Genomic DNA, 18,049 nt, shown 5'->3' with positions numbered 1-18,049 from the left:
CGCTTGTATGTTTAGACTTGAAGGGGTGGGCGGGACTAAAAGCTCGATTCCGACTCTAGCCAGTACGGACCGTGGGAGACTTCTCGTCCCGCCCTTTCTACCTAAAGCGCCGATAAGGAATTCATCGGTAAAACCGACGATAGAGGCAAGCCAGCGCTACGGTAGACCCCGACAAGCTCTTAAACCCTAGCTCCGAGGATTCGTCATGACAATCCTTACCTCGCCAACGGTGATTGGTGTCGATGTGGCCAAGGCCGAAATCGTTGTTTATCGCGAAGATCTGGAAATTACCCAGGTCATCAACAATGACCGCACGTCTGTAGGTCGTTGGCTGAAGACCTTGCCCGCACAAAGCTCGATCGCTCTGGAAGCCACTAATCTCTACCACCTGGACACGGCCGAACTGGCCCATGGTATGGGGCATCGGGTTTACGTCGTGGACCCTTACCGGGTGAGCCATTACCGCGAAAGCATCGGTCAGCGTGCAAAAACCGACCCTTGTGATGCACGTCTTCTGGCGCGTTATCTAACCAGTGAACAGCACCGGCTGCGGGTCTGGAGCCCACCACCACGGCACTACACGGTGTTGAAAAGTCTGCTTAACAAGCGTGCGCAGCTGATGAAGGCCCGAGTCAGTATCATGCTGAGCTGGTCAAACGAACCTCTCCTTGAAGATCTTTTGGCCCGTGGGTTGGAGCATTTCAAACAGCTTGATCAAGCCATTCAGGAATTACTCCGCAAAGTCAGCCAAGAGGCCGGCATTAGCGAAAACATCAGACGCTGCAAAGCGATTGAAGGGATTGGTGAACTCACGGCAACGGGCTTGGCAACTACGTATATGCGAGGTGAGTTCGCCAGCGCCGATGCGTTCATCGCCTTTCTGGGAATGGATTTGAAGGCAAAGGACTCAGGCAAGAAACACAGTCCTCGCCACTTGAGCAAAAAAGGTGACGGAGAATTACGGCGTCTTGCACACAATGCAGCTATGGCAGCTTGTCGGTCCCCTGTTTGGAAACCGTTCTATGAATCCTATCTGGCAAGAGGTCTAGCCAGAACTCAGGCTTTGGTCATCCTCGCCCGTAAGCTTTGCCGGGTGGCATTCGCCCTCATGAAAAATCAGAGCGAATACCAACCCAATTTAAGGTTGCAGGGTTCCCCTGCAACATAGAATCTCCCACAGTTTTTTGCATTACGCCGGATTTTCGATGGCGGGGAAATCGATGTCGGTCAGTGCCGCGTTGTTCAGGTAGTTGGTGAGGGTTTGCGCGGCGACGATGGCGATCACTTCGATGATTTTCTTGTCGTCGATGCCGGCAGCACGGGCGGCGACAATCTGCTCATCGCACAGATGACCGCGGGTTTCGGTCAGTTGATGGGCGAGGGTGGCGAAAGCATTCAGCCGACCGTGACGCGCTTCGATGATTTCTTCTGCTGCCAGCCCGGCCTTGCTGGCGAACAGGGTGTGCGCCGCCAGGCAATAGTCGCAACCGTTGACTTGCGAGGTGGCCAGGTACACCGCCTCTTTTTCCTTGGCACTCAGTGAGGTCTTGCCCAGAGTGGCGGAGATTTGCACGTAGGCATCCAGCGCGACAGGTGCGACGGCCAGGGTCTTGAACAGGTTCGGCAGGAAGCCGATTTTTTTCTGCACGCCTTCAAGCACTGGGCGAGTGGCGTCGGTGGCGGTTTCGAGGCTGAGAGGGGCAATGCGGCTCATGGTGATTCTCCGAAAGTCCGGTGCGAAGTGCGCCGGGGATGGAGTGAATGCTACGGAGCGCGGCTGGTGCTTTGGGTGCAAATCGTCGAGGATATGCGACAGATCGTCCAAACCTGCCCTTGCGAGAATCAGCCATGGATCGCCTTTCCACGTTGCTCAGCCATTTCGGTGTCAATGCCGGTACCTTTCACAGTGGCACGTTTTGTGGGGTGAGCGCCTACGGCGGCGATCAGGTGTGCGGGCATGTGCATTTGCTCCAGGCGGGAGAGCTGTTGCTCAAACCGGGAAATGATCCTGAAATCTCGCTCAAAGAACCGACCCTGATCTTTTTCCCTCGCCCCATGGCCCATCGCTTGTTCGCCAACGAAGCCATGGGCACGCAACTGGTGTGCGCTTCACTGACCTTCGACGGCGGCGCGGGCAATGCCCTGGCGGCAGCACTGCCGGATTACCTGGTGCTGAAACTCGCCGATCTGCCGGAAATGGCCAACACCCTAGAGTGGCTGTTCAAGGAGGCTTTCGACGGCCACTGCGGGCGAGAAGCGGTGATGGACCGGTTGTTCGAATTGCTGGTGATTCTGCTGCTGCGCCACCTCATCAGCAGTCGCAACCAGCAGCCCGGCATGATGGCGGGGCTGGCCGATCCGAAGATTTCCCGAGCCTTGAACCTGATGCACGAGCAGCCGGCCAAGGCCTGGAGCGTCGCCGAACTGGCAAGCGCGGCCAATCTATCCCGCGCCGGTTTTGCCGAACATTTCCGGCGGGTAGTGGGGCAGACGCCGGTGGATTATCTGGTGAACTGGCGGATCAGCCTCGCGCAGAAACGCCTGCGCGAGGGACGGCCGATCGCCCTGATCGCCGAAGAGGTCGGCTATGAAAGTCCCTCGGCGCTGGCCCGGGCGTTTCGGCGCAAGACCGGGCTCAGCCCGCGTGAATGGAAGGCCGGTGCGAGCTGAAGACTATCTGGCGAATTTCTTCGCCCCGGCCACGCACAGGATCACCCCCAGCGTGACCACCAACATGCCGACGCTGACATGTTCATGCAGCAACGTCGCGGCCAGTGCCAGACCGAAGAATGGCTGCAACAACTGCAACTGTCCGACCGCCGCAATCCCGCCCTGAGCCAGCCCGCGATACCAGAACACGAAACCGATCAGCATGCTGAACAGAGAAACATACGCCAGACACAGCCACGCCGACACGCTGATACCGCTGAACGAGGCGGGCGCCAGCCACACACTCAGCACGGCCATCACCGGCAACGACAGCACCAGCGCCCAGCAAATCACTTGCCAGCCGCCGAGGGTGCGCGACAGTTTGGCGCCTTCGGCGTAACCGAGGCCGCAGGCGAGAATTGCTGCCAGCATCAGCAGATCCCCGGTGGGTGAAGCGGTCAGGCCTTGCGAGATTGCGAAGCCGACCACCAGCGAACTGCCCAGCACCGAAAAAATCCAGAACACCCGACGCGGCTGCTCACCGCCGCGCAGCACGCCGAAAATCGCCGTCGCCAGTGGCAGCAATCCTACGAACACAATCGAATGCGCCGACGTCACGTATTGCAGCGCCAGGGCCGTCAACATCGGGAAACCCACGACCACGCCCAGCGCCACGATCAACAACGACAACCACTGATCCCGCGCCGGACGTCGCTCGCGAAACAGCCACAACAGGCACAGCGCCAGGGCGCCGGCGATGGTCGCACGGATGACGGTGAGAAACACCGGGTCGAACTCCAGCACCGCCAGCCGCGTGGCGGGCAGCGAGCCGCTGAAGATCACGACGCCGATGAAGCCATTGATCCAGCCGCTGGTTTTTTCCAGGGCCAGGGTGCCGAGGTGGGAGGTTCGTTCCATGGATGTGGCGCTCGGAGGTGGGTTGCGTCGAATCGATCCTAGGGCTGAGAATCAAGACAATCAAAAAATTGTCATGGATACAGCCCGACATGCCGCGCTCCCGCTACAAGACCCTTGTCGACACCTTTGCGGCTGACATCCGCGCCGGCCGCCTGTTGCCCGGCACGCGTTTGCCGACTCACCGGCAATTGGCAGCCAGCGAAGGGCTGGCGCTGGTCACGGCCTCGCGGGTGTACGCCGAGCTTGAAGGGATGGGGCTGGTCAGCGGCGAAGCCGGGCGCGGCACGTTTGTGCGGGAAACGTCGTTGTTGCCGGGGCAGGGCATCGACCAGAAAGACGTCGCGGTGGGCATGATCGATCTGAACTTCAACTACCCGTCATTGCCGGGGCAGGCCGAGTTGCTGCGCACCGCGTTGCGACAGCTGGCGCTGTCCGGCGACCTCGAAGCGCTGCTGCGCTATCAGCCCCACGCCGGTCGTCAGCATGAAAGGGCCTCGGTGGCGCGGCACCTGCAAACCCGGGGCTTGAGTGTCGAGGCCGAGCAGGTGCTGATCGTCAACGGCGCGCAGCAAGGGCTGGCAGTCACGTTGATGGCGCTGTTCAAGCCCGGTGATGTGATCGCCGCCGACGCCTTGACCTATTCCGGATTCAAAGTGCTGGCCGAAGCGCTGCACCTTGAAGTGGTGGCGATTCCCGTGAATGAGCAGGGCCCCGATTTGACGGCCCTCGACAAACTCTGCCGCCAACGATCGGTGCGTGCGGTGTACAGCATGCCGACCCTGCACAATCCACTGGGCTGGGTGATGCCTTTGGAACAACGTGAGGATTTGATCGCGATTGCCCGCCGACATGATCTGACGATCATCGAAGATGCGGCCTACGCCTTTCTGGTCGATAGCCCACCACCGCCGTTGGCCGATCTGGCGCCGGAGCGCACGGTCTACGTGTCGGGCCTGTCGAAAAACATCGCCACCGGCTTGCGTGTCGGCTTCATCGCCGCGCCGGTCGAACGGGTGGCAGCACTGGAGCGGATCATCCGCGCCACCACTTGGAACACCCCCGGGGTAATGACCGCCATCGCCTGCGGCTGGCTTGACGACGGTACCGTCACCCTGCTCGAAGCACAAAAGCGTAGTGACGCCCAGGCCCGGCAAGCTCTGGCCGCGCAGGTTCTCGAAGGCCTGCCGACTGTCGGCCATCCCTCTTCGTATTTCCTCTGGCTGCCGCTACCGGAAGACGTCCGGGCTGACCACATCGTGGTCGAGTTGATGCACGAGCAGGTTTCGGTCACCACCGCCGAGCCCTTCACCGTGTCCGCCAATGTCCCCCACGCGATTCGTCTGGCGTTGGGATCGGTGGACATGCTTGCCCTGCGTCAAGCCTTGCTCAAAGTCCGTCAGGTTGTGGGCGCCTACCTGTAGCGCAACTTGCCGCGCGCGATTACCCTTGGCGCCGCCGAAGATCTGGAAAACCCTGATGAAAAACGCTGCACTGACTTTCGCCCTGATCCTCAACGCAGGCCTGTTCAGCACGCCAACACTGGCTGCCGGTGACGCCGAGGCCGGCGCCAAAATCTTCCCGCGCCTGTGCGGCGGTTGCCATCAGGTCGGCGAATCTGCCCGGCCGGGCTTCGGCCCCGAACTCAACGGCATCATCGGCCGCCCGGCGGGGACGTCGGCGAATTACGTGTACTCCGACGCCATGAAGAACTCCGGCCTGACCTGGAATCGTGAAACGCTGACAAAGTATCTGAAGGATCCGAAGGGCGTGGTGCCGGGGACGCGGATGATCTTCTGGGGGCTGAGTGACGAGGAGAAGATTGATAATTTGTTGGCGTATCTGCAGACGTTTTCTCAGTAATGAAGCGCCTGTGCGGGAGCTGCGCGATGCAGTTCCCGTTCACTGTGAAGAACTGCCGGCAGCGATTGCCCGGTTGAAGACCAACACCTGATTCAATTGCAGGTCAGCCGAGTCCGGCCACTTCGGTGAGTGACGTCTGGCAGGCTACGCGATTACGACCCGCGGCTTTCGCCTGATACAACTGTTGATCAGCACGTTTGAGCAGTGCTGTCGGAGCATTGTCGGCCGGGTCGGCCAGGCTGACACCAATGCTGACTGTCACGGGGCCGACCGCTGGAAAGGTCGCTGCGGCAATCGCTGATCGAATCTTTTCGGCGACGATATCGGGCGTATCGGGCTTGGCGATTTCCGGCAGCAGCACCGCAAACTCTTCGCCTCCGTAACGGGCGACGAAATCGGTGCTCCGGATGCTGATCTGGATCAGCTGCGCCAATTGCTGCAGTACGTCGTCGCCGGCCGCATGGCCGTGAGTGTCGTTGATGTGCTTGAAGTGATCGGCATCAATCAGAAGCAATGCAAACGGCCGCCCGGTACGACGGAACAGCAGGCTGTATTCGGTGAGTTTTTCGTCGAAGCGGCGGCGGTTGTAGACACCGGTCAAGCCATCGTGGGTGGCCAGGTTCAGCAGCTCGGCGTTGGCCAGGGTCAGGGCCGCCGTGCGTTGGGCGACGGTGGCTTCGAGCGAAGCGTTGGTCTCTTGCAGCTCACGCTCCTTGGCAAGCAGCGACTGGGTCATGGCATCGATGGACTGGCCGAGCTGGGCAATTTCCCGCACGGGATGCCGGAGCGGAAAGTACGCACCAGGCTGGTTGTTCTGCACTTTTTGGACTGAACGCGCGAGGTGCTCGATGGGTCGGCTCAGGTACAGCGCCAGGTAATACGCAACCAGTCCGAATGCCACGGCGGCGAAAACCCCCAGCAACAGCAATTTATAAAACAGCAGTCGCGCCGGTTGCAGCGCAGTGTCCAGTGGTTGACGCACGGCAATCGACCACGACAGCGCGGTGCCCGTAGGCGTCGGCACAGTCACCTCGCTGGTCAGGTACCCGTTGCCGACGACCCAGCCCGGGGACTTCTGATCCTTGGCCGGCATTTGTTGACCAACCAGCGCTTCCGGGTACAGCACCTTGCCGTCGTGATCGATGATCAGCGCTTCGATATCCGGCTCCGCCCCCTTGTGCGACATCGCTGCCGATTCGACGATGTGCGTGACCCAGCTCCAGTGCGCATGGGCGCCGAGCACACCGATCACCTGGCCATCGGCGTTGCGGATGGGCGCGGCGAAGTCGATGAAGCGCAGTGGCTCGCCGTTGGGCAGACCCGGCAACAGTTTCGCCAACAAAACGGCTTCGTGCGGATCGCCAGTGTATTCCCCGCGCAGACCGGCCTGAAACCACGGGCGCTGTTGCACGACCTGACCGACCAGCAAACCGTTTACTGCCTGATGCACACGCCCCTGAGCATCGGTCACCCCCATCCACGCATACTCGGAGCGGGCCTCGGTGCGCAGCTGCATCGATTTGAGAATTGCCGGATTGTCCAGATCGCCGCGTTCCAGATGCGGCGCCCGGCTGAGCAGATAGACCTCCAGTTGCCGCTCGCGCAACTGCTCGCCCAGCAATGTCGCCGCCGACCGCGCGGTACTCAGCAGCGCATTGCCGCTGGCGCGTTTCATTTGTTCAGTGGCGATATCACCGACGTAAAAGCCCACGCTCAATAGCGTCAGCAGAGACAAACCGGCAAACCAAAGGGTCAGGTGGCTGCGCAGACTGGCTTTGAGCATGGAGAAATGTCTGTTTTTATTGAAGTGGCGCCATGGTATGCGACATCGCGGACGGGCTGCCAGCAAGGCGTTTAATGAAAATCTGCCGAGACTGATATCAATGAGCCACTTCGTTCGATAAAGTGTGCGCCGCCCGAGAGACGGATCCCGGGCGTTTACCCATGGAGTCTCGCAGTGAAATACCTCAGCAAAGTAGTCGCCGCCGCACTGTTCGGTGTGGTTCTGGCAGGTTGCACCGGCACCCCGATGAGCACCAGACATTACGACAGCAGCCAATACACCGTGATTGGCCACAGCGAAGCCACCGCCACCGGCCTGATGCTGTTCGGCGTGATCCCGATCCGCCAGAACAGCCGTTTCGTCCGTGCACAGGATGCCGCGATCAAGGCCAAGGGCGGCGACGCCATGATCAATACTCAGATTCAGGAAAACTGGTTCTGGGCATGGGTCCTGAGCGGCTACACCACCAAGGTCTCCGGTGACGTGGTCAAGCTGAAAACCGTGCAATAAGCACCGGTTGGACGTGAAAAAGCCCGGCTGATCAGGCCGGGCTTTTTATTTGTTCAGCGGTAGAGCGTTTTATTCAGGCGACGCGGCGCTCTTGCAGACGATCAGCGCCACCTTCGGCGACGCGGCGCTCTTGCAGGCGATCAGCGCCACCTTCGGCAACGCGGCGTTCTTGCAGGCGATCAGCGCCACCTTCAGCAACGCGACGTTCTTGCAGGCGATCAGCGCCACCTTCAGCAACGCGGCGTTCGATCAGACGATCAGCACCACCTTCAGCAACGCGGCGTTCGATCAGACGATCAGCACCACCTTCAGCAACGCGACGTTCGATCAGACGATCAGCGCCACCTTCAGCAACGCGGCGTTCTTGCAGGCGATCAGCACCACCTTCAGCAACGCGGCGTTCCAGCAGACGATCCGAACCACCCTCAGCCAAGCGACTTTCAATCAACCGATCCGAACCGCCTTCGGCGATCATGGTGTGGGCGGGTTTGGCTGCAAAAGCGTTGACTGCAAGAACCGAGAAAGCGATGCCGAGAAGGATTTGGCGTTTCATGATCGTGTGCTCCAGGGGTGTTGTTTGTTGGGTATGGAGCCGATGTTACGCCGCGGATTTTTTATGAGAACTTCATTGAGCTGATGGTGACTATCAACGCCAGCAATGAATGCCGGAACCCTTGTTCTAGGGCACCAGCGGCCGAATGCACAGCTCTCCGGTGGCGCGGGTCAGGGCCAGATCATGCAGCGCATCGCGGGGCAGACCGGCGCGAGCCTTGGCCAGCCACGCCGGGCAGTTCCGGTCGTGGCGATAGGGCGCGAAGTCGGCGTATTGCTGCAACAGTCGGGTTTGCAATTCATCCAGGCGCGGGCGAATCTGCCTGCCCAGATCCGGGCGCGGCGTGTCTGGCGCGACACCGGCTGCCTGCCACTGTGCGAGCAAACCGTACTGCACCAGTTTGTTGGCCTCCATCTGTGCGGCGATCAACTGCGCGACGTCTTCCGGATCGAGCTTGCGTTCGGCGGCCAGCTTGCGGGCGTTGTCGATGACCTGTGCTTCACGAGGACTGTCCTGGATCGGTTTGCCGCTGTCCCATTTGGTCAAGGCGACGAGGTCGCCGATGTTAAGGCGTTCGTTCAATGTGTTCACCAATCCTTGCACCACCTCGGGCGAGGGGGCGGGAGCGGCGTGGGCAGTCGTCGCCAGAACAGTCAATAAGGTGCAGCTCAGAAGAAACGAGGAACGGCGCATGGGAGGGGTTCACTTCCTGTCGTGATGGGGAGGCTATGCACATTGGTCGAGTTGCAGATTACGAAGTTTTAATGCAAACCGGTACGACCTGAACGGCATTGCATACCTTAGACTCTGTCATCAGCTCCCACCCGAGACGGACCCTCAATGCAAACCCCCGCCCATTCGGCCCTCTGGAAAACCTACCTGCTGTTCCTGGCCCCGATGGTGCTGTCGAACTTCCTGCAATCGATGTCGGGCACGGTCAACAGCATTTACATCGGCCAGATGCTCGGCACGCAGGCGCTGGCGGCGGTGTCCGGCATGTTTCCGATCATCTTTTTCTTCATCGCGCTGGTCATCGGCCTGGGCGCCGGGGCAGGGGTGTTGATCGGTCAGGCGTGGGGCGCGCGTGAGTCGCACATGGTCAAGGCGATTGCCGGGGCGACTTTGCTGCTGGGGGTATTGATCGGGCTGGTGGCGGCGGTGCTGGGCAGTGTGTTTGCGCGTCAGGCCTTGCAGGGTTTGGGCACGCCGGCGGATGTGCTGGATGATGCGGTGGCCTATGCGCGGGTGATGATGTGGACCTTGCCGGTTGTGTTGGTGTACGTGCTGTTCACCCAGTTGTTGCGTGGGGTGAGCGATACGCTGTCGCCGATGCTGGCGCTGCTGCTGTCGACCGTTGTCGGGCTGGCGCTGACACCAGCGTTCATTCGCGGCTGGATCGGCTTGCCGCAACTGGGCATTCAGAGCGCGGCAATTGCGGGTCTGGTCGGTACGCTGACGTCGTTGGCGTGGCTGTCATGGCGCCTGATTCGCAAGGGCCATCCCCTGGCGCCGGATCGCGAGTTTTTCGCGGCGCTGCGACTGGACGGCGCGATTCTCGGCAAGGTATTGCGCATCGGCCTGCCGACCGGGGTGCAGATGATTGTGCTGTCGCTGTCGGAGCTGGTGATCCTGGCGCTGGTCAACCAGCATGGCTCGCAGGCGACAGCGGCCTATGGCGCGGTGACGCAGATCGTCAACTACGTGCAGTTCCCGGCGCTGTCGATTGCGATCACCGCGTCGATCCTCGGCGCCCAGGCGATCGGTGCCGGGCGGTTGGAGCGAATGGGCCCGATCCTGCGCACCGGGCTGTGGATCAACGTGTGCCTGACCGGTGGCTTGATCCTGTCGGGCTACCTGTTGTCGCACTGGTTGCTGGGGTTGTTCCTGACCGAAGACTCGACCCGGGCGATGGCCGAGCATCTGTTGCACATCATGTTGTGGAGCCTGTTGATCTTCGGTTTCCAGGCGATCATCGGCGGCATCATGCGCGCCAGCGGCACGGTGCTGGTGCCGGTGGGCGTGGCGATCATCTGCGTGCTCGGTGTGCAGTTGCCGGCGGCCTACTGGCTGGACGGGCAGTTCGGTCTGCAGGGCGTGTGGATGGCGTTTCCGATCGCGTATCTGGGGATGCTGGTGTTGCAGACGCTGTATTACACACGGGTCTGGAAGCATCAGAAGATCGAGCGGCTGGTGTGACGAAGCGTTTAGGGTCGACATTGGCGGGGCTGGCGCAACTGACGGATGTTTGCTTAAGTCATTCGAGCCCCATCGGGCACCGGAGCATTGCATGTCGATTCGATTGTTGTTGGCGGCCGCGTCTTGCCTGACCTTCATCCCTGCTGCGGGTGCGGTGGAGTACACCCGGGTTAACACCACCGCCAGCCAGATCAGTTTCACTTACAGCCAGATGGGCTCGCAGATGTACGGCACCTTCGGCAAGTTCGACGCGACGCTGGATTTCGACACCAACAACCTCGCCAGTGCCCGCACCACGCTGCACATCGACCTCACCAGCATCGACGCCGGCAGTGAAGATGCCAACACCGAGTTGGTGAAACCGGCGTGGTTCGACACCGGGCAGTATCCGGTGGCGGTGTTCCAGTCGACCCGCTTCAGCCCGGCCGGCGCCAACCGTTATCTGGTCGACGGTCACCTCACCCTCAAAGGCATCACCCGTGCGGTGCAGGTGCCGGTGCAACTCAAACCCGACAGCAGCATCGGCATCTTTGACGGCGAACTGGTACTCAAGCGCGACGAGTTCGGCCTCGGCGCGGGGGAGTGGGCGGACACCGTGGTGTCGAAGGATATCGACATCAAGTTCAAGGTCGTTGCCCCCGCGCAGTGACCGGCCTCAATACGCCCGCCAATGTCCCGGCATCCAGCGCCATTGGTTGCCGGCCCAGCGGTAATGCCCGGCAACCCAGTGATAACCCGGCGCAGGCATGACCGGAACCACTTCGACGATCGGTGGTGGCCGATGCGGGCGAGCCGGTTCGACGACACAGCCCGACAGGGTGATCGCCACCAGCGCGGCAGCGAGCAAGCATTTCATGGTTTTCGCGCAACGCAGAACGTTCATGGCAACTCCTCAAGGACTGCGTCGGAAAATGAACGCAGCTGAAAAATTGGACGCCAAATCGGCGAAAGATCCGTTCTCGGGCAGATGAAATTTTTGTCAGGCTTGCACAGGGTATGATGTCGCGGTTCGCCGGTCGCTCAACCCGCCCGGCAACTTGTGTTTTATCGTTGGAGTCCGCCCGCCATGCCCCGCATCACCCATTACAAGTCCCCTTGCCCCGAAGGCGTCAACAGTCAGATCCTGCAAATGGTGGTCGACTATCTCACCGACATCAGTGCCGTCGGGCTGGGCCCGAGCAATCTGCTGTACAACGTCTATCAGTACGCGGTGGGCTACGAGGTGCATCTGTATCTGGAGGCGTTGAACGGCGAGAAGGGCACCGAGGTGGAACTGCTGGTCGCCACCGACGACGATGATCCGGAGCAGGTGGTCGGCTTCCTGTTGTACCTGCCGGTGCAGGGCGATTGGGAGGCTTGCAACGTGGCCTACCTGGCGGTGCGCGAGGGGCATCGGCGTCAGGGCGTGGCCCGTTCGTTGATCGCGGACATGGTGGCGCGTTACCCCCATGCCGAGCTGACCTGCAGCGTCGGCAAGGTGCCGTATTTCGAGGCGCTGGGCTTTGAAGTGCTGGGCCAGCTCGAAACGCAGGTGCTGATGAGTACCCGGCATTACCGCAGCAACGGGCTGCGCGGTTTTATCGACACGACGCCGATCTACCGTTCACTGGAAGTGCAGCAGATCCACACCTACTTGCTGCAAAAACACGGCAAGCGGGCAATGCTCGATGCCGAGAAACAGCGCGACCGGCATCTGGATCAGGTCACCCGCCGCACTGAAGAATTTGTCCGCCAGCGCCTGACCGTTCACTGATTCTTTCTCTCTGAAACGACAAAAGCCCTTGTTGCGATCTGCGCAACAAGGGCTTTTTTGTGCCGGTGATTTCAGGACAGTTTCACGTTCATGGTGATCCGCGCTGTAAACACTTTCTTGCCTTCGGCGTCGTGGACATCCACCGGCACGATCTTGTCGCCTTCGGTCTGCCAGTCCAGCCCTTCACCATTGGCCACGGCGGTCACGTCGGTCTTGGCCTTGGCCAGGTATTCGACGGTCATGCCCTTGGGAATCCAGCGCGCGCCGGCGGGAATCGACACGTCGGTCATCATCCCGGCTGCCAGTTCGGCGGCATTGCACAAGGCGATGGCATGCACGGTGCCGAGGTGGTTGGTGATCTCGCGGCGAAACGGCACTTGCACCTGCGCGGAACCTGCCCGTAACTCGGTCACCAGCGGATTGATGGTGCTGAAGTACGGCGCGACCTGGCAGGCCATCTGGCTGAACGCCTGGGAACCGACACTGTTGAACATGCTGAGAAACTGACTCATGGATGAAGCCTCGCGGTTAGGGGATTTACAGAATCATGTTCCGTTACAGAATATTATTCTGTAACGGAACGGTATTCTGTTCGCGGGAAATCTGTCAACCTGTGCGTGTTTCGATCACCGGCACGGATGTGCCCTTAACTTGGATTTTCAAGGCCCATGGACACCGCAGATCTCCTCGAACGCAGCTACCCCGGCCGCCGCGCCGAACTCAAGCGCGACATCTTTCGCAAAGCCCTGCGCCTGTTCAACGAGCAGGGCATCGAGGCCACCACCATCGAAATGATCCGTGCCGAGTGCGACACCAGCGTCGGGGCGATCTACCACCATTTCGGCAACAAGGAAGGGCTGGTGGCCGCGCTGTTCTTCACCGCGCTGGAGGATCAGGCGCGCCTGCGCGACGCCTATCTGGCCGACGCGACGACCACCGAAGAAGGCGTGCAGGCGCTGGTCTACAGCTACGTGGATTGGGTTGAGAATCAGCCGGAATGGGCGCGGTTCCAGTATCACGCGCGCTATGCCGTGACCCGTGGCCCGCACAAGGATGAGCTGGCCGAGCGCAACAAGACCCGCAACCTGGGCCTGCGTACCTGGCTGGCTGAGTCCGGGCGCATGACTGAGCTCAATGAGTGCCCGGCCGAACTGTTGCCGTCGCTGATCGTCGGGCAGGCCGACAGCTATTGCCGCGCGTGGCTGTCCGGGCGAGTGCAAGGCAGTCCGAAGGCGTATCGCGAATTGCTGGCCCAAGCCACGTGGCGCTCAATCCGTCGCGAACCCGAGCGCTGATTTTTCAGAGACAAAAAAAGAGCCTCAAGACTCTTTGATGGGGAGGAAGTAGAGCCCGCGAGGCTCAAGATGCGCATGAAGCCAGGTGCGGGCTTGATTGGGGTTCAGAGCACCCGCACCTACGCAACGGCTTGGCGGACCAAGCGACTGCGTAGCTCCATCGTAGGAAGCTGAGGTGGTGCGCTCAAGTACCGTCAGTCACCTGCTTTGAGGGCGCGGGCAGCGGCTCTTTCGACCATCGCAATGATGGTGGCGAACAGCTCGTCACGGGCCTGTTCGGCGCTGATTTCGTTGGTGGCGGCGGCTTGCGACAGGGCTTCGGCGGCGCCGAGCATGGCACGTAATCCTGCCTGACCGATCTCTGCGCCGTCAGCGAAAGGCGAGAGCACGCGGCGGCACTTCTCCAGGAAAATCGCCTCGTATTCGCGCTTGATCTTCTCCAGTTCCGGCGTGCTCGCCAGAGCCGCAATTACCCCCGGAATCTCGTTGCCCTGAGTCAGCACGCAATCGACATACGCCGTGGCAATCACCGTCGCGGTGCCGGTCAAAGTCGCTTCGGCATTGGCCAGCGCCGCGTCCATCAGGGCCGTCTGGCGCCGGTCGAAATCCTGATACAGCGCCGCGAGCAGACCGGCGCGGGTGGTGAAGTGGTCGTAGACCACCGGTTTGGTCACACCGGCCTTTTCCGCCAGATAACCGAGGGTCAGGGCATCGGTGCCTTCCTCGCGAATCAGCTGCCAGGCCATGTCGAGCAACTGGCGCTGGCGATCTTCCCGGGACAGGCGTCGACGGGGTTGTGCGGGTTCGGAGATTTCAGTGGTTGACATTGCTTATATACCAAACGTAACTTACTGAAGGTAACTTACCAAGTGTAGCTTATCGAGAGGATAAGCTCTTGGTCAGCAATCACCAACCGGAGATTTCCCCATGCACGCACTGATTGTTGTTGATCACGATGATCCACGTTCGCTGACCCACGGGTTGGCGCAACAGATCGCCAAAGGCCTGTCGGAAAGCGATCCCTCCAACACCTTCGAAATCGCCGACCTGCACGCCGAGGCATTCGATCCGCGCTTTGGTGTGGCCGACTGGGCGGTGCATCACCGCGAATCCGCGCCACCGGCGGACGTGCTGGCCGAGCAGGCACGCATCGACCGTGCTGACGCGCTGGTGCTGGTCTATCCGGTGTTCTGGTGGTCGATGCCGGCAATGCTCAAAGGCTGGATCGACCGGGTGTTCAGCAATGGCTGGGCGTACGATTTCGACGGCGATAAGACCCTGAAGAAGCTCGGACGACTTCGCGCGCACCTGGTTGCACTCGGTGGAGCGGATGCGCGCACTTACGAACGCCACGGCTACGGCGCAGCGATGAAGATACAGATCGATCACGGCATTTTCGATTACTGCGGGGCGACGGTGACGAGCTCGGCGTTATTGGTGGAGTCCGAGTCGAGCGATCCGGCGATGCAGTTGCGGGCGGCGCGCGAAATTGGCCTCGGACTGTTCCGCTGAAACCGGCGAGAAAGTTATTCAGTGCGCTTGAAGACTAGCGCCTTCAGACCACTCTCAGGGTCGATATCCGGAAACTCCGGCGGGTTTTCCAGCCGCTGCTCGAAGCGCAGGCTCGGCGCTTCCTGGGTCACGCCGTCGATCAGGAAGTCCGAACCGAACGAAGGGTCGTTCATGCACGCCAGCACGCTGCCTTGGGCAGTCAGCAATTCCGGCAGACGACGCAGTACGCGCTGGTAATCCTTGGTCAGCAGAAAACTGCCTTTCTGGAACGACGGCGGGTCGATGATCACCAGATCGTACGGGCCGCTGTTGATGACCTTGCCCCAGGATTTGAACAGGTCGTGGCCGAGAAAACTTACCTTGCTCAGGTCGTGCCTGTTCAGCCGGTGATTGTCGCGGCCCCGGCTCAGCGCGGCGCGGGACATGTCGAGGTTGACCACATGGCTGGCGCCGCCCTCGATAGCCGCCACCGAAAAACCGCAGGTGTAGGCGAACAGGTTCAGCACCCGTTTGCCCGCCGCTTGTTCGCGCACCCAGTTGCGCCCGTAGCGCATGTCGAGGAACAGCCCGGCGTTCTGCTTGCGGCCCAGATCCACGCGGTATTTCAGCCCGCCCTCGACGATGGTCATCTCATCGATCTCTTCCCCCAGCAGCCATTCGGCAGTGCTCTGCGGCAGGTAACGGTGCTGAATCAGCAGGGTGTGGGCGCCGGACTGCTGCCATGGCGCTGAACCGCTGATCTCCAGCAGCAGGCGCTTGAGGTCTTCCAGCTGCGAAGCCTCGGGCTCCTTGAACAGCGACACCAGCACGACGCCTTGCAGCCAGTCCACGGTGACTTGCTCCAGTCCCGGCCAGCAACGCCCGCGCCCATGGAACAGCCGCCGGGTTTCGGCCGGGGCCGACGTCAGCGCGGTGAGCAGGTGGGCATGGAGAACGGCGAGGGCTTGAGGGTTCATCAATCGGGATCGGCCAGCAAAAGGGCGCGCATTTTAACCGCAATTTCGTATCGGCGACTGCCCATCAACCGAGTGTTATCGAAAAGACCTGTATCAAAAATGAATTTCTGTAGAAGGTGCTGCTCATACCTGATAAGCAGCGGACTCAAGCCGCTAAATCGTTCATGCAATTCAGGGAGTGCCAGTTCATGTGTCCAATTTCGACGTCGAGCGCGCACCTTCCTGGCGGATTGATTCTGGTAGTCGAGGACGATCCGTTGATTCTGGAGTTTCTGTGCGAAATTCTTCAGGAGGAAGGTTTCAAGGTCGAGCCGCAGACCAGCGCCGATGCGGCTTCGGTCTATCTGGAGGAGCATGCGCCGGAAGTGGCGCTGCTGCTCACCGACATCACCATGCCCGGCACGCTTAACGGCGCGGACCTGGCCAATCTGGTCGGCGAGCGCTGGCCGGACAAACCGGTGATGGTCATGTCCGGTTATGAAACACCGGAAACCTCAGGCGTGAAGCATCCGGTGGCGTTCATCAAGAAGCCGTGGGCCATCGGCCAGTTGCTCGACTGTGTTGACGGTGCGTTCAAATCCAAGGCGCCGCGTCTGCACTGAAGCGTCCTGCAGGTGCTACATTGCCGTGCATCGTTGCCCGGCCCCTTGCGAGGAAGTGATCTTTTGTCTGCTCACGATGCTGTTTTCAACCGCGCGTTCGGCGCGTTCCTGTTCGACATGGACGGCACCGTCCTCAACTCCATCGCCGCCGCCGAGCGGATCTGGTCCGCTTGGGCCGTGCGCCACGGGGTGAATGTCGAAACGTTCCTGCCGACCATCCATGGCGTGCGCGCCATCGACACCATCACGCGGTTGAACCTGCCGGGCGTGGACGCCGAGGCGCAAGCGGCGTTCATCACCAAGGCGGAAATCGAAGACGTCGAAGGCATCGTCGAGATCCCCGGCGCGGCTGCGTTTCTCAAGTCGTTGCCGGCGGATCGCTGGGCCATGGTGACCTCGGCGCCACGGGATCTGGCGTTGCGGCGGATGGCGGCGGCGGGGATTCCGGAGCCGGCGGTGATGGTGACCGCTGAAGATGTGACCGCTGGCAAACCGGATCCGGCCGGTTATCGTCTGGCGGCCAGACGTCTGGGCCTGAAGCCGGCGAACTGCCTGATTTTCGAAGACGCCACCGTCGGTATCCAGGCCGCTGAAGCCGCGGGTGCGCCGTTGATGATCATCACCACGACTCACCAGCATCCGCTTGAAACCGCCCACGCGACCATCGCCAGTTACCGCGACATCGCGCTGAGCGTCGACAGCGACGGCCAGCTGCGCCTGCAACCTCAATAAACCCCGGGCAACAAGCGCCAGCTGCGGGCGCAATAGGCGTCGTATTCGGCGCCGAACTGCGTGCGCAGCAGGGCCTCTTCGGAGTGGATGCGGGCGATCAGCGGAATCAGCGTCAGCGCCGCCAGCAACAGGCCGACCACCGAGCGGAACGCCAGCGCCCAGCCGATCGCATTGATCACCAGCCCCAGATAACTGGGGTTGCGCAGATGCCGATAAATGCCCTCGGTCACCAACCGGTGCCCCGGTTGAATCGCCACCAGCCCGCTGAACCGATGACCCAGCACAAACACCGGCCACAAACGTAATCCACCGCCGACAATAAAAAGCAGGGCTCCCAGCCAACGGGTGCCTTCGCGGCCGATGGTCCAGAAACCGATGCGGTCGCAGTAGGCCGGCAGAAAGGCACTGACCAATCCAATGACCGCGAACGCCGGAATCACCCAGCGATTGGCCCGGTCCTCGCGTTCGCCGGTACTCAGATTCACTTCCGTGAACAGCGACGCCACCACCATGGCCAGCGTGGCCAGGGCCACCACGACCAACGCGCCATGAGAAAAAAACACCGCCACGCCACCGATGCCCCACATCGCCAGGCCCAGGTAGGCGAGGGTGGCGAGCACGGCGACAACGGTCATTTGCGCAGACATTTTCATAGGCACCTCACAGCTGTTCCGTTCAGTGTAGATCCCGGCACGATCCCCGGCGTTTAGCCGGTGGCAACGGCGTATGG

22 protein-coding genes are annotated in these 18,049 nt (G+C 61.1%); 12 read left to right on the top strand and 10 right to left on the bottom strand.

Annotated features, from left to right (window positions below; all coding sequences use genetic code 11):
• Window positions 1-205: 205 nt before the first annotated feature.
• Entirely contained in the window at window positions 206-1,168 is a 963-nt protein-coding gene (locus ACTJK7_RS26650; protein WP_440779566.1) for an IS110 family transposase, read from the top strand.
• 21 nt (window positions 1,169-1,189) lie between these two features.
• Here the strand turns inward: ACTJK7_RS26650 and ACTJK7_RS26645 are convergent, their stop codons facing one another.
• Entirely contained in the window at window positions 1,190-1,714 is a 525-nt protein-coding gene (locus ACTJK7_RS26645; RefSeq protein WP_108562657.1) for a carboxymuconolactone decarboxylase family protein, read from the bottom strand.
• A 134-nt stretch (window positions 1,715-1,848) separates the two neighbouring features.
• On the opposite strand from ACTJK7_RS26645, the gene ACTJK7_RS26640 reads away from it, so the two are divergent.
• Window positions 1,849-2,670: a cupin domain-containing protein gene (locus ACTJK7_RS26640; protein ID WP_440780911.1), complete on the top strand. Its 822-nt coding sequence runs from the start codon at window positions 1,849-1,851 to the stop codon at window positions 2,668-2,670.
• Between the two features lie 3 nt (window positions 2,671-2,673).
• Here the strand turns inward: ACTJK7_RS26640 and ACTJK7_RS26635 are convergent, their stop codons facing one another.
• Complete coding sequence (locus tag ACTJK7_RS26635) at window positions 2,674-3,567, bottom strand: DMT family transporter (RefSeq protein ID WP_440780913.1); 894 nt, start codon at window positions 3,565-3,567, stop codon at window positions 2,674-2,676.
• A gap of 89 nt (window positions 3,568-3,656) precedes the next feature.
• Between ACTJK7_RS26635 and ACTJK7_RS26630 the strand changes: the two genes are divergently transcribed.
• Together ACTJK7_RS26630 and ACTJK7_RS26625 are read left to right on the top strand one after the other, a co-directional pair.
• Window positions 3,657-4,988 (top strand): aminotransferase-like domain-containing protein, encoded by a 1,332-nt coding sequence (locus ACTJK7_RS26630; protein ID WP_323162411.1) that lies wholly within the window; start codon window positions 3,657-3,659, stop codon window positions 4,986-4,988.
• Between the two features lie 55 nt (window positions 4,989-5,043).
• A complete protein-coding gene (locus tag ACTJK7_RS26625) occupies window positions 5,044-5,427 on the top strand; it encodes a cytochrome c family protein (protein ID WP_323151956.1) in 384 nt (127 codons plus the stop codon).
• A gap of 103 nt (window positions 5,428-5,530) precedes the next feature.
• Here the strand turns inward: ACTJK7_RS26625 and ACTJK7_RS26620 are convergent, their stop codons facing one another.
• Window positions 5,531-7,210 (bottom strand): sensor domain-containing diguanylate cyclase, encoded by a 1,680-nt coding sequence (locus ACTJK7_RS26620; protein ID WP_323151957.1) that lies wholly within the window; start codon window positions 7,208-7,210, stop codon window positions 5,531-5,533.
• A 174-nt stretch (window positions 7,211-7,384) separates the two neighbouring features.
• On the opposite strand from ACTJK7_RS26620, the gene ACTJK7_RS26615 reads away from it, so the two are divergent.
• A complete protein-coding gene (locus tag ACTJK7_RS26615) occupies window positions 7,385-7,720 on the top strand; it encodes a hypothetical protein (protein WP_085654280.1) in 336 nt (111 codons plus the stop codon).
• Window positions 7,721-7,793: 73 nt separating this feature from the next.
• On the opposite strand, the gene ACTJK7_RS26610 is transcribed toward ACTJK7_RS26615, so the two are convergent.
• Both ACTJK7_RS26610 and ACTJK7_RS26605 read right to left on the bottom strand, forming a co-directional pair.
• Window positions 7,794-8,273: a phage infection protein gene (locus ACTJK7_RS26610; RefSeq protein WP_108562651.1), complete on the bottom strand. Its 480-nt coding sequence runs from the start codon at window positions 8,271-8,273 to the stop codon at window positions 7,794-7,796.
• A gap of 126 nt (window positions 8,274-8,399) precedes the next feature.
• On the bottom strand, window positions 8,400-8,966 hold the full coding sequence (locus tag ACTJK7_RS26605; protein WP_108562649.1) for a chorismate mutase: 567 nt from the start codon (window positions 8,964-8,966) through the stop codon (window positions 8,400-8,402).
• Between the two features lie 147 nt (window positions 8,967-9,113).
• Here ACTJK7_RS26605 and ACTJK7_RS26600 point away from each other — a divergent pair, with 147 nt between their 5' ends.
• On the top strand, window positions 9,114-10,469 hold the full coding sequence (locus ACTJK7_RS26600) for an MATE family efflux transporter (RefSeq protein ID WP_440780914.1): 1,356 nt from the start codon (window positions 9,114-9,116) through the stop codon (window positions 10,467-10,469).
• Window positions 10,470-10,560: 91 nt separating this feature from the next.
• On the top strand, window positions 10,561-11,118 hold the full coding sequence (locus ACTJK7_RS26595; protein WP_064380624.1) for a YceI family protein: 558 nt from the start codon (window positions 10,561-10,563) through the stop codon (window positions 11,116-11,118).
• A 6-nt stretch (window positions 11,119-11,124) separates the two neighbouring features.
• Here ACTJK7_RS26595 and ACTJK7_RS26590 read toward each other — a convergent pair whose 3' ends face one another.
• Window positions 11,125-11,352 carry a YXWGXW repeat-containing protein gene (locus ACTJK7_RS26590; protein WP_108562643.1) on the bottom strand — a complete coding sequence of 76 codons (228 nt, stop codon included), beginning with the start codon at window positions 11,350-11,352 and terminating at the stop codon, window positions 11,125-11,127.
• A 183-nt stretch (window positions 11,353-11,535) separates the two neighbouring features.
• Here ACTJK7_RS26590 and ACTJK7_RS26585 point away from each other — a divergent pair, with 183 nt between their 5' ends.
• Entirely contained in the window at window positions 11,536-12,222 is a 687-nt protein-coding gene (locus ACTJK7_RS26585; protein ID WP_011334900.1) for a GNAT family N-acetyltransferase, read from the top strand.
• A 71-nt stretch (window positions 12,223-12,293) separates the two neighbouring features.
• On the opposite strand, the gene ACTJK7_RS26580 is transcribed toward ACTJK7_RS26585, so the two are convergent.
• Window positions 12,294-12,734 (bottom strand): hotdog fold domain-containing protein, encoded by a 441-nt coding sequence (locus ACTJK7_RS26580; protein WP_011334899.1) that lies wholly within the window; start codon window positions 12,732-12,734, stop codon window positions 12,294-12,296.
• 156 nt (window positions 12,735-12,890) lie between these two features.
• Here ACTJK7_RS26580 and ACTJK7_RS26575 point away from each other — a divergent pair, with 156 nt between their 5' ends.
• Window positions 12,891-13,517, top strand: coding sequence for a TetR/AcrR family transcriptional regulator (locus tag ACTJK7_RS26575; protein WP_085654278.1), 627 nt, complete (start codon window positions 12,891-12,893; stop codon window positions 13,515-13,517).
• A gap of 194 nt (window positions 13,518-13,711) precedes the next feature.
• On the opposite strand, the gene ACTJK7_RS26570 is transcribed toward ACTJK7_RS26575, so the two are convergent.
• Complete coding sequence (locus ACTJK7_RS26570) at window positions 13,712-14,344, bottom strand: TetR/AcrR family transcriptional regulator (RefSeq protein ID WP_108562641.1); 633 nt, start codon at window positions 14,342-14,344, stop codon at window positions 13,712-13,714.
• Window positions 14,345-14,444: 100 nt separating this feature from the next.
• Here ACTJK7_RS26570 and ACTJK7_RS26565 point away from each other — a divergent pair, with 100 nt between their 5' ends.
• On the top strand, window positions 14,445-15,029 hold the full coding sequence (locus ACTJK7_RS26565) for an NAD(P)H-dependent oxidoreductase (protein WP_108562639.1): 585 nt from the start codon (window positions 14,445-14,447) through the stop codon (window positions 15,027-15,029).
• Between the two features lie 14 nt (window positions 15,030-15,043).
• On the opposite strand, the gene ACTJK7_RS26560 is transcribed toward ACTJK7_RS26565, so the two are convergent.
• Complete coding sequence (locus tag ACTJK7_RS26560; RefSeq protein ID WP_440780916.1) at window positions 15,044-15,985, bottom strand: class I SAM-dependent methyltransferase; 942 nt, start codon at window positions 15,983-15,985, stop codon at window positions 15,044-15,046.
• A gap of 188 nt (window positions 15,986-16,173) precedes the next feature.
• Here ACTJK7_RS26560 and ACTJK7_RS26555 point away from each other — a divergent pair, with 188 nt between their 5' ends.
• Both ACTJK7_RS26555 and ACTJK7_RS26550 read left to right on the top strand, forming a co-directional pair.
• Window positions 16,174-16,587 (top strand): response regulator, encoded by a 414-nt coding sequence (locus ACTJK7_RS26555; RefSeq protein WP_011334891.1) that lies wholly within the window; start codon window positions 16,174-16,176, stop codon window positions 16,585-16,587.
• A gap of 63 nt (window positions 16,588-16,650) precedes the next feature.
• Window positions 16,651-17,319 carry an HAD family hydrolase gene (locus ACTJK7_RS26550; protein WP_108562635.1) on the top strand — a complete coding sequence of 223 codons (669 nt, stop codon included), beginning with the start codon at window positions 16,651-16,653 and terminating at the stop codon, window positions 17,317-17,319.
• Here ACTJK7_RS26550 and ACTJK7_RS26545 read toward each other — a convergent pair.
• Window positions 17,313-17,972, bottom strand: a complete 660-nt coding sequence (locus ACTJK7_RS26545) for a methyltransferase family protein (protein WP_064380607.1) — start codon at window positions 17,970-17,972, stop codon at window positions 17,313-17,315. The two genes, ACTJK7_RS26550 and ACTJK7_RS26545, sit on opposite strands and share 7 nt — an antisense overlap.
• Window positions 17,973-18,049: the final 77 nt, after the last annotated feature.

The sequence above is a fragment of the Pseudomonas sp. 22085 genome (genome assembly GCF_052045815.1).
Classification (GTDB): Bacteria; Pseudomonadota; Gammaproteobacteria; order Pseudomonadales; family Pseudomonadaceae; genus Aquipseudomonas; species Aquipseudomonas glycinae.
This window is presented reverse-complemented; position numbering and strand designations above follow the sequence as displayed.

What these genes read in the sequence shown, in the direction of transcription:
- ACTJK7_RS26650 (WP_440779566.1), top strand. Translation starts at nt 206, where the DNA reads ATGACAATCCTTACCTCGCCAACGGTGATTGGTGTCGATGTGGCCAAG.
- ACTJK7_RS26645 (WP_108562657.1), bottom strand. Translation starts at nt 1,714, where the DNA reads ATGAGCCGCATTGCCCCTCTCAGCCTCGAAACCGCCACCGACGCCACT.
- ACTJK7_RS26640 (WP_440780911.1), top strand. Translation starts at nt 1,849, where the DNA reads ATGGATCGCCTTTCCACGTTGCTCAGCCATTTCGGTGTCAATGCCGGT.
- ACTJK7_RS26635 (WP_440780913.1), bottom strand. Translation starts at nt 3,567, where the DNA reads ATGGAACGAACCTCCCACCTCGGCACCCTGGCCCTGGAAAAAACCAGC.
- ACTJK7_RS26630 (WP_323162411.1), top strand. Translation starts at nt 3,657, where the DNA reads ATGCCGCGCTCCCGCTACAAGACCCTTGTCGACACCTTTGCGGCTGAC.
- ACTJK7_RS26625 (WP_323151956.1), top strand. Translation starts at nt 5,044, where the DNA reads ATGAAAAACGCTGCACTGACTTTCGCCCTGATCCTCAACGCAGGCCTG.
- ACTJK7_RS26620 (WP_323151957.1), bottom strand. Translation starts at nt 7,210, where the DNA reads ATGCTCAAAGCCAGTCTGCGCAGCCACCTGACCCTTTGGTTTGCCGGT.
- ACTJK7_RS26610 (WP_108562651.1), bottom strand. Translation starts at nt 8,273, where the DNA reads ATGAAACGCCAAATCCTTCTCGGCATCGCTTTCTCGGTTCTTGCAGTC.
- ACTJK7_RS26605 (WP_108562649.1), bottom strand. Translation starts at nt 8,966, where the DNA reads ATGCGCCGTTCCTCGTTTCTTCTGAGCTGCACCTTATTGACTGTTCTG.
- ACTJK7_RS26600 (WP_440780914.1), top strand. Translation starts at nt 9,114, where the DNA reads ATGCAAACCCCCGCCCATTCGGCCCTCTGGAAAACCTACCTGCTGTTC.
- ACTJK7_RS26595 (WP_064380624.1), top strand. Translation starts at nt 10,561, where the DNA reads ATGTCGATTCGATTGTTGTTGGCGGCCGCGTCTTGCCTGACCTTCATC.
- ACTJK7_RS26590 (WP_108562643.1), bottom strand. Translation starts at nt 11,352, where the DNA reads ATGAACGTTCTGCGTTGCGCGAAAACCATGAAATGCTTGCTCGCTGCC.
- ACTJK7_RS26585 (WP_011334900.1), top strand. Translation starts at nt 11,536, where the DNA reads ATGCCCCGCATCACCCATTACAAGTCCCCTTGCCCCGAAGGCGTCAAC.
- ACTJK7_RS26580 (WP_011334899.1), bottom strand. Translation starts at nt 12,734, where the DNA reads ATGAGTCAGTTTCTCAGCATGTTCAACAGTGTCGGTTCCCAGGCGTTC.
- ACTJK7_RS26575 (WP_085654278.1), top strand. Translation starts at nt 12,891, where the DNA reads ATGGACACCGCAGATCTCCTCGAACGCAGCTACCCCGGCCGCCGCGCC.
- ACTJK7_RS26570 (WP_108562641.1), bottom strand. Translation starts at nt 14,344, where the DNA reads ATGTCAACCACTGAAATCTCCGAACCCGCACAACCCCGTCGACGCCTG.
- ACTJK7_RS26565 (WP_108562639.1), top strand. Translation starts at nt 14,445, where the DNA reads ATGCACGCACTGATTGTTGTTGATCACGATGATCCACGTTCGCTGACC.
- ACTJK7_RS26560 (WP_440780916.1), bottom strand. Translation starts at nt 15,985, where the DNA reads ATGAACCCTCAAGCCCTCGCCGTTCTCCATGCCCACCTGCTCACCGCG.
- ACTJK7_RS26555 (WP_011334891.1), top strand. Translation starts at nt 16,174, where the DNA reads ATGTGTCCAATTTCGACGTCGAGCGCGCACCTTCCTGGCGGATTGATT.
- ACTJK7_RS26545 (WP_064380607.1), bottom strand. Translation starts at nt 17,972, where the DNA reads ATGAAAATGTCTGCGCAAATGACCGTTGTCGCCGTGCTCGCCACCCTC.